This window comes from Intrasporangium chromatireducens Q5-1 (genome assembly GCF_000576575.1).
Lineage (GTDB): Bacteria > Actinomycetota > Actinomycetes > Actinomycetales > Dermatophilaceae > Intrasporangium_A > Intrasporangium_A chromatireducens.
This window is the reverse complement of record NZ_AWQS01000003.1, coordinates 14,539-27,020: the sequence shown is the minus strand read 5'-3', so window position 1 is coordinate 27,020 and position 12,482 is coordinate 14,539. Positions and strand designations below refer to the sequence as shown.

General features: G+C 68.3%; 13 protein-coding genes and 1 riboswitch. Of the genes, 1 reads left to right on the top strand and 12 read right to left on the bottom strand.

The genetic code is table 11. The annotated features are described in order from the left end of the window. Positions 1 to 17: 17 nt before the first annotated feature. The 11 genes from gcvP to N864_RS00620 all read right to left on the bottom strand — a co-directional run bounded on the left by gcvP (position 18) and on the right by N864_RS00620 (position 9,506). Positions 18 to 2,912 carry an aminomethyl-transferring glycine dehydrogenase gene (gene gcvP, locus N864_RS00670; RefSeq protein WP_051518006.1) on the bottom strand — a complete coding sequence of 965 codons (2,895 nt, stop codon included), beginning with the start codon at positions 2,910 to 2,912 and terminating at the stop codon, positions 18 to 20. Positions 2,913 to 2,980: 68 nt separating this feature from the next. Then, a riboswitch (glycine riboswitch) is annotated at positions 2,981 to 3,079 on the bottom strand. Positions 3,080 to 3,118: 39 nt separating this feature from the next. Further along, the gene (locus N864_RS00665) at positions 3,119 to 3,694 is read right to left on the bottom strand and encodes a MerR family transcriptional regulator (RefSeq protein WP_034712192.1); all 576 of its coding nucleotides are present in this window, start codon (positions 3,692 to 3,694) and stop codon (positions 3,119 to 3,121) included. 170 nt (positions 3,695 to 3,864) lie between these two features. Further along, positions 3,865 to 4,359, bottom strand: coding sequence for a bifunctional nuclease family protein (locus tag N864_RS00660; RefSeq protein WP_034712190.1), 495 nt, complete (start codon positions 4,357 to 4,359; stop codon positions 3,865 to 3,867). A gap of 33 nt (positions 4,360 to 4,392) precedes the next feature. Continuing rightward, complete coding sequence (gene ftsR / locus N864_RS00655) at positions 4,393 to 5,070, bottom strand: transcriptional regulator FtsR (protein ID WP_034712188.1); 678 nt, start codon at positions 5,068 to 5,070, stop codon at positions 4,393 to 4,395. 9 nt (positions 5,071 to 5,079) lie between these two features. After that, positions 5,080 to 5,484, bottom strand: a complete 405-nt coding sequence (locus N864_RS00650) for an FHA domain-containing protein (RefSeq protein WP_051518015.1) — start codon at positions 5,482 to 5,484, stop codon at positions 5,080 to 5,082. A gap of 137 nt (positions 5,485 to 5,621) precedes the next feature. Continuing rightward, a complete protein-coding gene (gene gcvH / locus N864_RS00645) occupies positions 5,622 to 6,011 on the bottom strand; it encodes a glycine cleavage system protein GcvH (protein ID WP_034712183.1) in 390 nt (129 codons plus the stop codon). Positions 6,012 to 6,113: 102 nt separating this feature from the next. Next, complete coding sequence (locus N864_RS00640; protein WP_081793239.1) at positions 6,114 to 7,019, bottom strand: DUF881 domain-containing protein; 906 nt, start codon at positions 7,017 to 7,019, stop codon at positions 6,114 to 6,116. 1 nt (position 7,020) lies between these two features. Next, positions 7,021 to 7,353 carry a small basic family protein gene (locus tag N864_RS00635; protein WP_034712180.1) on the bottom strand — a complete coding sequence of 111 codons (333 nt, stop codon included), beginning with the start codon at positions 7,351 to 7,353 and terminating at the stop codon, positions 7,021 to 7,023. A 37-nt stretch (positions 7,354 to 7,390) separates the two neighbouring features. After that, positions 7,391 to 8,257, bottom strand: a complete 867-nt coding sequence (locus N864_RS00630) for a DUF881 domain-containing protein (RefSeq protein ID WP_051518005.1) — start codon at positions 8,255 to 8,257, stop codon at positions 7,391 to 7,393. 32 nt (positions 8,258 to 8,289) lie between these two features. Next, positions 8,290 to 8,913 carry a cardiolipin synthase ClsA gene (clsA, locus tag N864_RS00625; protein ID WP_240474146.1) on the bottom strand — a complete coding sequence of 208 codons (624 nt, stop codon included), beginning with the start codon at positions 8,911 to 8,913 and terminating at the stop codon, positions 8,290 to 8,292. 122 nt (positions 8,914 to 9,035) lie between these two features. Continuing rightward, complete coding sequence (locus tag N864_RS00620) at positions 9,036 to 9,506, bottom strand: hypothetical protein (protein WP_051518004.1); 471 nt, start codon at positions 9,504 to 9,506, stop codon at positions 9,036 to 9,038. A gap of 495 nt (positions 9,507 to 10,001) precedes the next feature. Here N864_RS00620 and N864_RS00615 point away from each other — a divergent pair, with 495 nt between their 5' ends. Continuing rightward, positions 10,002 to 11,531, top strand: a complete 1,530-nt coding sequence (locus N864_RS00615; RefSeq protein ID WP_034712178.1) for a PIN-like domain-containing protein — start codon at positions 10,002 to 10,004, stop codon at positions 11,529 to 11,531. A 16-nt stretch (positions 11,532 to 11,547) separates the two neighbouring features. Here the strand turns inward: N864_RS00615 and N864_RS00610 are convergent, their stop codons facing one another. Then, positions 11,548 to 12,474, bottom strand: coding sequence for a restriction endonuclease (locus N864_RS00610; RefSeq protein ID WP_240474145.1), 927 nt, complete (start codon positions 12,472 to 12,474; stop codon positions 11,548 to 11,550). Positions 12,475 to 12,482: the final 8 nt, after the last annotated feature.

Genomic DNA, 12,482 nt, shown 5'->3' with positions numbered 1-12,482 from the left:
CGGGCAGGAGATGCCGGTCAGTCCTCGAACGCCTCCGGGGCCGGGCAGGAGCAGATCAGGTTGCGGTCGCCGTAGGCCTGGTCGATCCTGCCGACCGGCGGCCAGTACTTGTCGCCCGGCACGACACCAGCGGGGAAGACGGCCGCGGCTCGGTCGTAGGAGTGGTCCCACTCCCCCGCGAGGTCGCGCGCCGTGTGCGGTGCGTGCCGCAGCACGCTGTCGGCCGCCGCCACCTCGCCCCGGGCGACCCCGGCGATCTCCTCGCGGATGGCGATCATGGCGTCGCAGAACCGGTCGAGCTCGTGCAGGTCCTCCGACTCGGTCGGCTCCACCATGAGCGTGCCGGCCACCGGGAATGACATCGTCGGCGCGTGGAAGCCGTAGTCGACCAGGCGCTTCGCGACGTCGTCGACAGTCACGCCGGTCTGCGCGGTGAGCCCGCGCAGGTCGAGGATGCACTCGTGAGCGACCAGCCCGTCGTCACCCGAGTAGAGCACCGGGTAGTGGTCGCGCAGCCGGGCGGCGATGTAGTTCGCGTTGAGCACGGCGACCTGGGTCGCGTGGCGCAATCCCGCTCCGCCCATGAGCCGGACGTACGCCCACGAGATGGGCAGGATCAGCGCTGACCCGTAGGGCGCGGCCGACACCGGCCCGACCCCCGTCTTGGGGCCGGCCTCGGGAGCCAGCGGGTGGTTGGGCAGGTGGGGCGCCAGGTGCTCACGGACGGCGACGGGGCCGACGCCCGGCCCGCCACCGCCGTGTGGGATGCAGAACGTCTTGTGCAGGTTCAGGTGCGACACGTCCGCCCCGAACTGCCCCGGCTCGGCGAGTCCGACGAGGGCGTTGAGGTTGGCGCCGTCGACGTAGACCTGCCCGCCGGCCTCATGGACGAGGCGGCACAGCTCGGTGATGGTGTCCTCGTAGACGCCGTGGGTCGACGGATAGGTGACCATGATCGCGGCCAGCTGGTCGCGGTTGGCCTCGATCTTGGCGCGCAGGTCGTCCATGTCAACGCTGCCGTCGGGAGCGGTCCTGACGACGACGACCTTGAGCCCGGCCATGACGGCCGAGGCCGCGTTGGTGCCGTGCGCACTCGCCGGGATGAGGCAGACGCGACGGTGCCCCTCGCCGCGGGACTCGTGGTAGGCGTGGATCGCGAGGAGACCGGCGTACTCGCCCTGGGACCCGGCGTTGGGCTGCAGCGAGACGGCGTCATAGCCGGTGATCTCGCACAGCCAGTCGGCCAGCTGCTCGATGAGCGCCCGGATGCCCTCGGTCTGTTCCGCCGGCGCGAACGGGTGCAGGTTCGCGAACTCGGGCCAGGTGATCGGCTCCATCTCGGTCGTCGCGTTGAGCTTCATCGTGCAGGAGCCGAGCGGGATCATGCCCCGGTCGAGCGCGAAGTCGCGGTCGGCGAGGGTGCGCAGGTAGCGCAGCATCGCCGTCTCGGAGCGGTGGGCGTGGAACACCGGGTGGGTGAGGAAGTCCGTGGTCCGCGACAACGACCGAGGTATGCCGCTCAGCTCGCTCCGCTCGTCGCTGACCGTCGCGCCCAGCACCTCGCAGACCGCGCGGACGGTCTCGTCGGTCGTCGTCTCGTCGAAGCTGAGCGCGATGTGGTTGCCGTCGACGTGGCGGACGTTGAAGCCGTGCTCCAGGAAGCGGCGGACGAGCTCGGCGGCGCGGTCCGGCACGGACAGCGTGAGGGTGTCGAACCAGCTGTCCCCCACCACGTCCACGCCGGCCGCGACCAACGCTGCGCGGACGCGTGTGGCGTGGTCGGCGACCCGCCGGGCGATCGCGGTGAGCCCGTCGGGACCGTGCCACACGGCATACATGCTCGCCATCACCGCGAGGAGCACCTGCGCGGTGCAGATGTTGGAGGTCGCCTTCTCGCGCCTGATGTGCTGCTCGCGGGTCTGCAGCGCCAGCCGGTAGGCCGGCTGCCCACCGGCGTCGACCGAGACACCGACGAGGCGGCCGGGCAGCTGCCGCTCCAAGCCGCGGTGGACCGACATGTAGCCCGCGTGCGGTCCGCCGAAGCCCATCGGGACTCCGAAGCGCTGCGAACTGCCGACGGCGATGTCGGCGCCCCAGGTGCCCGGCGCCTCGAGGAGGGTCAGGGCGAGCAGGTCGGCGGCCACGGTCACGAGGCCCTTCGCCGCGTGGACCGCCTCGGTCAGCGCTCGCCAGTCGATGATCTCGCCCGTGGCGCTCGGGTACTGCACCACGACACCGGCGACCGGACGACCCCCGGCTGCGGCCCCGAGCTGCTCCACGTCCGTGACGGGGGCCAGGTCGGTGACGACGAGCGGGAGGCCCAGGGCCCCGGCCCGGGTCTGCATGACGGCGATCGTCTGCGGGAAGACGTGCTGGTCGACGAGGACGACCGCGTCGGCGCCGGAGCGGGTGGCCCGGTGCATGAGCGCCATGGCCTCGGCGGCCGCCGTCGCCTCGTCGAGGAGGGAGGCCCCCGAGATGGGCAGGCCGGTCAGGTCGCTGATGACCGTCTGGAAGTTGAGCAGCGCCTCGAGGCGGCCCTGGGAGATCTCCGGCTGGTAGGGCGTGTAGGCGGTGTACCACGCAGGGTTCTCCAACACGTTGCGCCGCACGACGGGCGGCGTCACCGTGCCGTAGTAGCCGAGCCCGATGAGCGAGCCGACGACGGAGTTGCGTCCGGCCAGCTGGCGCAGCTCCTCGATGACCGCGCTCTCACTCGGCGCGGCGGCCAGCTCGAGCCGCTCGGTCGAGCGGATGGCGCCCGGGATGGCGCGGTCGCACATCGCGTCGAGGGACGGCTGCCCGACCACCGTGAGCATGTGCTCGATGTCCTGGGGTCCCGGGCCGACGTGGCGTGAGACGAAGTCGGGCAGCCCGGTGATGGGCTGGGCGGTCGGCTGGTCGATCGGCATTGTCTGCTCCTGACGGGGTCGAGCGGTCCACGCTCCCCGTCTGTCGACCCGCGGGTCTCCAGATGTGCCTCGCCTGCGCAGTCCGGGCGCCTGAGAGGTTCCGGGGATGTTGCCCCTTCGGCGCCTCGCAGGTGACAGGACCTCGAGGACTCTCCCGCGCAGGGTCGATCAGCAGGATCGAATCTACCAGTGTGGGCGCTGCCCGATCACGCCATGCGGCGGGCCCGCCGAGCCGACAGCTCGTCGTCGGGGTGCGCGGCCGGGGCACCATCGTCGGCCCGTTCGCTCGGCAGCTCGGCGAGCTCGCCCTCGACCTCGCGCCAGACGCGACCGACGGCGATGCCGAACACGCCCTGGCCGCCCTGGACGAGGTCGATCACCTCGTCGGCGGACGTGCACTCGTAGACGGAGGCACCATCACTCATCAGCGTGATCTGGGCCAGGTCGTCGACCCCGCGGTCGCGCAGGTGCGTGATGGCCACCCGGATCTGCTGGAGGGACACACCCGTGTCGAGCAGCCGCTTGACCACCTTGAGGACGAGGATGTCGCGGAAGCCATAGAGGCGCTGGGTGCCCGAGCCGGTCGCGCTCCGCACGGACGGCTCGACGAGCCCGGTGCGGGCCCAGTAGTCGAGCTGGCGGTAGGTGATGCCGGCCGCCTTGCAGGCGGTGGTGCCGCGGTAGCCGGTGTCCTCGTCGAGGTCCGGCAGGTCGTCGTCGAACAGGAGGCCCTGCGCAGCGGGCGGCGCGGCGTGCCGGTGTGAGTCCTGCGTGGCGGCCATGCCGACCTCCTGACTGGTGCGGTCCGACTAAACCGAGTCGGACCGGCGGGTGACACGTGGATAACTACAGCATCGTGGTTCATCTCGACGGTAGTTCCGCGGCCCCGGCCCGTCAAACATCCGGACCGCTTGGAACCGGCGTGTCGGAACCTTCAGGTTGACGTAGAGGCTCAGGTCTCCGAGGTTGCGTCGGGATCTTCCGGCTTGTCGAAGTCCTCAGCCGAGACGTGGTCGAGGAACTCCTTGAAGCGTTCGACCTCATCGTCCTCCTCGGACGACACGACGATGGCCGCCTCGTCGAGGACGGACGGGTCGACGTAGACCTTCGCGTCGGTGCGCAGCGCCAGGGCGATCGCGTCCGAGGCGCGAGCCCCGACCTCGGTGGTGCCGTCGATGATGAGCGCCGCATGGAAGACCGAGTCCTTGAGCGCGACGATGCGCACCTCCGTGAGGGTGTGGCCGAGCACCGCCAGCATGTCCCGCATCAGGTCGTGCGTCATCGGCCGGGGCGGCACGACACCCTGCTGGGCGTAGGTGATCGCCGCGGCCTCCGGGGCCCCGATCCAGATCGGCAGGTAGCGCCCGCCATCCCGCTCGCGCAGCAGCACGATCGGGTGGTTCGTCGGCATCTCGACGCGGACCCCGAGCACATCGACCTCTCTCACGCATCCACCGTACCTCCCGCCGGAGCAGCGGCGTCAGCGGTCGATACCCGCCTTGACGAGAGCGACATGCAGGGCGATGCACGAGGCGAGCATCTGTGCCGAGCGCTCCTCGCGCGCGTCACCCCGCGTGGTGGCCAGGACCTGCTCGACCAGACCGATCTCCCGGTCGGCCGCGTTGCGGAACGTGCGCAGGTGCCGCGCCTCGAGTCCGTGCTCGGCCAGTCGGGCAGCCGCCACGGCGATGTCGAGGTCGTGCGCGCCGAAGTGACCGTCGGCGTCGGGAGCGAGCAGGCCGAAGCTCTCCAGGGCGTGGAAGGTGTCGCGGTCCAGGCCCGAGGCGGACCGCAGCTCCGGACCGGTGAGCGTGAGGGGACGACGGGTGCGCAGTGTCGCGGCGTCCGGCACGTCGGGGTCCGCGACGGGCACGGGCGCCTGTGGCAGCGCGCCTGGCTCCGGCTCGGCGAGGCCCCGGTCGAGGGCGTCCAGCGCCTCCTTGATGACGCGCAGCGGCCAGTAGCGGTCGCGCTGCGCGGAGAGGATGTAGTGCAGCCGCTCGACGTCCTGCTCCGAGTAGGTGCGGTAGCCGGCCGGCGTCCGCTCCGGCGTGAGCAGGCCCTCGGCCTCGAGGAAGCGGACCTTGGAGGGAGTGAGGTCGGGGAACTCGTCGGTCAGCCGCGCGAGCAGCCGGCCGATGGTCAGGCGTGCCGCCATCCGGGCGCGTCAGTCGGCGTAGTAGACGAGGCGGAACTTGCCGATCTGCACCTCGTCACCGGTCGCGAGCACCGCCTCGTCGATCCGCTCCCGGTTGACGTAGGTCCCGTTGAGCGACCCCGCGTCACGGACGAGGTAGCCGTCGCCCTGCCGCACGAACGCGGCATGCTTGCGCGAGACGGTCACGTCGTCGAGAAAGATGTCCGAGTCGGGGTGCCGACCGGTGGTGACCTGGTCGTCGTCGAGCAGGAAGCGGGCACCGGCGTTCGGGCCGCGCTGCACGATCAGCAGGGCGGTCCCCGGCCGAAGCGCGTCGATGGTGGCGCGGTCCTCCGAGCTCAGCCCCGCCCGCACCTCGCCGTGCTCGACCTCGGCACCCGGGACACCCGGGAACCGCATGGTGCGCGGCTCCATGGTGACGTCGTCCTGATCGCCCGAGGGCGTGGTGTCGCCGTGCTCGTCACTCACGTTGCGGTCCTCCTCGTCCGTGCCGCCGGGCTTGCCTGGCTCACACGATAGTTCACGTACGGTCCCCCGGATCCCCTCCCTTGTCAGGAGCTGAGCGATGCCTGGTAGGCGGCGGCGTCCATGAGGTCGTCCAGCACCGCCGCGTCGTCGGGCCGCACCTCGAACATCCAGCCGTCACCGTAGGGGTCGCTGTTGACCAGCTCCGGCGTTGCGTCCAGGGCATCGTTGACGGCGGTCACCTCGCCGGCCACGGGGGCGAAGATGTCGCTCACCGACTTGGTCGACTCGACCTCGCCGCACGCGTCGCCGACGGCGAGGGCGTCCCCCACGGCCGGGAGCGAGACGTAGACGACGTCTCCCAGCGCGTCCTGCGCGAAGGCCGTGATGCCCACGCGAACGGTGTCGCCGTCGCCACGGACCCACTCGTGGTCACTGGTGTAGCGCAGGTCGTCGGGGTAGCTGAGCTCGCTCATGTCGCTCCTGTCGTCATGGGTTTCCGACGCCGGGGGCGGAGTCGGCACGAGGAGAGGATGTCATGGAGGCCGCCCCTCGCGCAGGAGGAAGCGACCGGCGGGTCACTCGGCCGGTGTGGCGTGCGTCATCGGCGTGGCCTCGTGGACCGAGGTGATCCTGACATCGTCGACCTCGGTCACGACGGCGGTACCACCCTTCTGGCGCACCGACTCGACCACTCCCCCCGGGATGGTCATGGCCGAGGCCAGGGTCTTGGAGTCGCCGATAGCCTTGACCTCGATCGGTCGCGCGACGCTGTGCCCGTCGACCTGGATCGCGCTGTTCTGGTTGCCGATGTACGTCGAGGCGACGACCCTCACACCACCGACGTCGATCGCCTCCGCGCCGGCATCCCTCAGCTCCTGGATGAGGTCGAGCACGACCGGGCCGGTGACCTGGCGGTCCGGGTCGCTGATCGTGACGTGGATACCGGGGCCGTGGGCGGGGACCGCGCCGGCCAGGATCCCGAGGGTGTCGACCCGGTTCTCGGCCTGCTGCATCGCCTCGGCGGTGTCGCCGGTGCCGTTCTTCAACCGGTCGCGGGTGGCCTCCAGCTCGCGCACCTGCTGGTCGAGCCGGGACGACCGGACCGACACGTCGTCGAGCACGCGCACCAGGTCGCTCTGGCTCAGGTCCTCGAGCCCCCGGGAGTTCGTCAGCTGCACCTGGGTCGCGATCGCGGTACCGAGAAGGACGGCGAGGAGTGCGGAGAGCAGGTTGGCCTTGGTCGGTCGGGGTCGGCCCATGCGCAGGAGCCGCCGCCAGGCGGACCGACCGTCGACCGACGCCATGGGGGGTCGCTCGGCGTCCTGCCCCGGGTCGACCTGCTCCAGCGGTGCCGGCTGCGGCTCCATGTGCTGCGGTATCGGCTGCTCCGCCGGGGCCCGTTCCTCCTGCCGCTTTGCAGCGGCCTGGTCCGGCCGTTGCGGCTTGCGGTTGCCCTGGCTCGGTCGTTTCCGCTTGGTCATCTCAGGCCCGGAAGAGGTGACGGCGGATGGAGGCGACGTTGGAGAAGATCCGCACACCGAGCACGACGACGACACCCGTGGACAGCTGCGCCCCGACACCGAGCTGGTCGCCGAGGAAGACGATGAAAGCCGCGACGATGACGTTGGACAGGAACGAGACGACGAAGACCTTGTCGTTGAAGATCCCGTCGAGCACGGCGCGGACCGCCCCGAAGACGGCGTCCAGGGCGGCGATGATGGCGATCGGCAGGTAGGGCTGCAACCACAGCGGGACCGATGGGTCGAGGAAGAGCCCGACGAGCAGGCCGATGAGCAAGCCGATGGCTGGGATCACCGCATCGCCCCTTCCTCGTGGTGCTGAACGAGCCCGCTCACGGTCGCGCGCTCGTGCCGGTCGGTCCGCCAGATGGTACGTCGGAGGGGATGGGCTTTGCGAACTGCAGCTGCATCGCCGAGTCGCCCGGCACGGACAGCGACGTCGACCCCGCGAACGATGCCCGGATGCCGAACTGCTTTGTCAGCTGGTCGAGATAGACCCCCGCGAACGAAGGCCCGAAGACGCGCTGCATCTGGTCGGGGTCGCCGAGGACCGTGACGACGTAGGGCCGGGCCAGCGGCCGGAAGTCGACGATGATGGCCTGCCCGGCGAAGCGGATGGCGGCAGTGGACGTCAGGCGGTGTCCGTTGATGGAGATCGCCTCGGCGCCAGCGGCCCACAGCCCGTTGACGATGATCTGCAGGTCGGTGGACGCGACCCGGCCGGAGTCGAAGCCGCTGCTGGGGCGGTCCCCCGGCTGGTTGTCGGTGCCCGTGCTGGCCGCGTCGTCGAGCGTGAGGGTCAGTCCGGGGCCCTTCAGGGCGGTGACTCCCGCGTCGATGCCGTACTCCTTGATCCGGGCGGTGAGGTCGGGAGCGCCGGACTGGGCGACGGCGATCTCCTCGTAGCCGCGGACCTGCTTGGTGAGGGACTGGATCGTCGCCTCGTTCTTGGCGCTGTGCGTCTGCAGGCTCTCGATGCGCTGGATCAGCTCGGCCCGAGCCTGCGTCGCCGCGGTCGGCTTGGGACGCAGCGCCGTCGCGCTGACGGCGAACATGAAGCCGATCACCACGGCGAGGATGATGACGAGGATGGTGCGCGTGGAGGTCGCGGCAGGCAGGCCGGCGAGCCGCCGGCGACGGGCCGCCTCCTCGTAGCCGGGGTCGAGCGGACGCTTGATCATCGAGGTGATCAGCGTCATCGAGGCATCCGGAGCCCTGGGCGGAGTTGCGGTCATCGCGCCCTCGGGGCCCCGGCCCGGTGCGGTGTCCGGGACAGGACGAACTGGGCCTGGATCGCGTAGAGGATGGCGGCGAACCAGTAGAGGACGAGCCCCCACCAGGCGAGTCCCCAGCCGATGGGGCGAGCCAGCTCACCGAGGACGTCACCCCGGTGCGCGAGGAGCAGCAGCGGGAACGCGTACAGCAGGTTGAAGGTCGCGGCCTTGCCGACGAAGTGGACCGGCAGGCCGATCTGCCCTCGCTTGCGCAGGTAGAGCAGCATGACGAGCATGACCGCCTCGCGCGCGAGGAGCGCGACGACGAACCAGAGCGGGATGATCTCGCGCCAGGCCAGGCCGATGAGGGTCGACAGGATGTAGAGCCGGTCGGCGATGGGGTCGAGGAACTGCCCGAGCCGCGACTCCATGTGGAACGTGCGGGCGATCTTGCCGTCCGCGTAGTCCGTGATCCCGGAGAGGGCGAGCACGATGAGGGCGAGCCCGTCGTGCCGGCTCACGATCGCCCAGAGGAAGACGGGGACGCCGGCCAGCCGCAGGATGGACAGCACGTTGGGAAGCGTGAGCAGGCGCTCGGACACAGGGCCCGTGCGCGCGGACTCTCCCAGCTCCTCAGTCACAGCCAGAGCCTAACCGTGCCGTGCTGCCGGACCGCACAGCGGCATGCCAGCCGTTCCCCTCCCCCCGCCGCCACTGGCGGGATCCCTCCAGGCGCGACTGCGGCTCTGCTCGGGCGCTTGTCCTAGCGGTCGAAGGCGTGGAGGGTGGCGGCGGCGGCCACGGCGTAGGCGGCGTGGGGCACGACGTCGGAGAGCCATGACGACGCCGACCACGTCCGGGGATCGGTCACGCCGAGCGCGGTCATCGGACCGTTCCCCGCCGCCATGGCAAGCGCGAAGGCCACGGTCAGCGTCGCCGCTCGTCCTCTGGGCCAGCCGGAGCGGCGCAGGGCGCCGAGTGCGAGCCCGGCGCCGGTCCCAGCGGCAATCCCGAGCAGGGATCCCAGCCCCGACTCGCGGGCGTGGCGTCCGTCGTCGTCTCCGGGCACGGTGAACCCCAGCAGCTGTGTCAGTCGTTGCACCGTCTGCTCGGGAGTGCTGCTGCTCGGGCGGCCGCGCGCGGCCATGTCGAGATACGTCGCTGCGTTCAGTGCCGTGGTGCCGACCGCACCGGCGACGAGGCCGTGACGCAGGTATGGGGTCTTGCCACTCATGCCGGTCCCCTACCCTCGCCCGTCGCGCCCACACACCGCCACTCGGCTCGAGGGAAGGAACGACGAACCGGCCCTGACTCAGCGAAGGTGCTGGTCAGAGCCGGTTCCGTGTGGTCGGGCTGACAGGATTTGAACCTGCGACCCCTTGACCCCCAGGCGTCTAGACAGCCTCGTCGAGGCCGAAGTCCGCGTGTTTCCGGGGCTCAGATCATGCAGCGCACGTCACGAGATGCATGGTTTGCATGATTCTGGTCCCCTACTGGTCCCCCTCGTGCGCGACGCGAGAAGTGCCACCAGAGGCTCACCCCGCATCGACTGTGGCGTGTTCGGCTGGCCCCTCGATCACGACGGCTTGACCGAGTCAAGGGGGCGTTACAAGACAACGAGAAGAGAGTCCGTGCGCGTGCCCAGGGGCGAAGGCGATCCCTAGCCCCCCAGGCCCGATCTCCGAGAGACTAGGCACACTACACAGACGCGGCACACAGGAGGCAGACGATGGGCGACGGTCCCTCAGGACGGGGCATCTACGACGGCTTCGAGGGGTACCGTGACCCGACCGAAGATGAAGTACTGGCTCTTCTGGAGACGTGCCCCGTCATCCTGGACACGAACGTGCTCCTAGACATCTACGGATTCGAGGAACCGGCGCGGCTACTTGCTCTAGACGTCCTGGAGTCCATCCGATCCCGCCTATGGCTGCCGCACCAGGTGATGCGGGAGTTTTGGCGCAATCGCCACAGCGTCATTGCGGACATCCCCGGCCCCGTCCAGCCAATCGACGCCGTGCGCAGCGAACTGCTCGCGATCGTCAACTCACTACGCCCGGACCGCGAGCGACCCGAAGAAATTCAGGCCATGCGAGAAACCGTGGAGACCCAACTGAATGAACTTTCAGAGGCAATAAGTAAGGCGCGAGGAAATCCGCTCAATGTCGCGCAGATCCTCAGTGACACCAGCCTCGACCCTGTACTGGCCAGACTTGAGGAGATTTTAGCGGGACGGGTAGGTCCATCATTCGGGGACGACGAGCCTTCGTTGATTGACGCGGGGCTGAAGCGATTCGCAGACAAGGTTCCGCCCGGATACAAGGATGGCGAGGAGAAATCCGATCAGGTTCTCGAGCGAGGTACGGGCGACTATCTGATGTGGGAGCAAACGTTAAGGTACCTCGCAGGCCTCCAGGAACCCTCCGGTGCATTTGTGTTAGTCACCAATGACGCGAAGGAGGACTGGCGGATCAACATCACTGTGCCAAAGAAGCGCGCCCTCGGTGTCCGCCCTGAGCTTGTCGTGGAGGCGCTCGAACGCACCGGGCTTCGTTTGGTCCTGCTGCAGCAGAGCGACTTTTATCGCCTTATGTCGCGGATCCGACCAAGCGACGAGGCGGCCTCCGAATCGCTAGTTGAAGCCAGCGCGCTCAGTAGCCGTGATGACACGCCGAACGAATCGCAATGGACTGAGGCGGCGTACAAGCACCTTCTTCACGAGCTGAGAGAGGCCGGAGGTCAGGTGCAGGCAGATATCATCTCGCTCGCTGCTCAAGCCGGCGGATTCATTTCACGTGCCGAGATCTATGAGTACGCCGGCTATGCCGAAGATCGTTCACTGAGGCGCTTCGCCATGCCCGCCCAACGGATCACGCTAACGCTCATCGAGAGCGAACTGCTCTCCGAGAATGCTCCGATGCCCCTCGAAGCAGTATATGAGGGGCCAGGGAAGACCGTCGGCTACCGCGTCCCTCGCGAGTTCACGGAGTACGAAGCGCATCGCAGCGAGCAGCCGACCTGGGTACAGGCGGCCGCAACTGTTGCGGCCACTGCGCCCGAACGGGTGTGGACCGTCAACGACCTGGTCTCCGAGATCCGCAGGCTAGGCATTCGAGACGTGTCTGCCGCAAGAACGCCCGAAGCAACCCTTCGACGTGATCTTTCGCTACGAGACGGAACCTACTTCGATCCGGTTGACGGAGGATTCAAGCTCCGCTCCGGTGTCAGTGCTCGGGATGGTGCGACTTCAGTCAGCTAGCTATGTCCATCGACTCCTAGCGAAGTAGGGCGTGTCTCACAACTGACTCAAGCTCCGCATCCATGTCATCTGCCGAGAGCATCTTCTCAAGCTGGTCACGGTCGATCATCGCGACGCAGATCTCCTGGGTTGAGAATCTAAGCTCCTGCATTCTTGCGTCCTCTGTGAATCCAGCTAGCGACACCAAGATGGCGATTCGGGCAGTGCCTCGCTTAGTCTGAAGCTTGGTGATGAGCGACGAGACCATCGGCTGTGATGCCTTGTCAACGCGGTTCTTCGCCTCGACCAGGATGAACGGTACGCCCGATTTCTGCCAGACGCGAGAGCTAAAGTTGTCGATCTGGAGGACAAGATCGATCTCCTCGGTCTCATTCCTGTAGTTGCGCTCAACCACCTTCAGATCGCTTACCTGGGCGAACGCGAATGCGAGAAGCGCCTCTAGCCTTCGCCCCTTCTGTTGCGAAGTGCCGTCGCTGATGCGGTCCCAGACTGCTTTCGCCACACTCCGTCGAAGCTCTGGAGACACCGGCACTTCAATGTCAGCCAGCGCGGCAAGTAGTGCTCGGGGTTCAAGTTGCCTGGCTGCCACATAGTCATCAAGAACAATGACGTCAGCGTCGATTCCAACTAGCAACTCAACGACTTCGGGCTTGAACAGCGATGCGAGATGCAGAGCCAGCGTCGGTACGATCCCCTTACCGGCGGCGATCCGAAGTCGGTCGCGAGCAAATCTTGGTATCTCGTCCTGCAAAAAGACATATAGAAGCTGAGTCCCGTCTTGGGACACTGCATTCGGCTTCCAACGCTTGCTCCCGAGATCCAACTCTGTGTCTTGAACCCAGTGCTTGCCCCTCGCGCTTGCGCAGACGCGATCAGTCGCGGCCGACACATCGCCTATACCTATGGGGCGGCCCTGTGATGGCTCGTCGACGATCTCCTCCACGAGGGCAC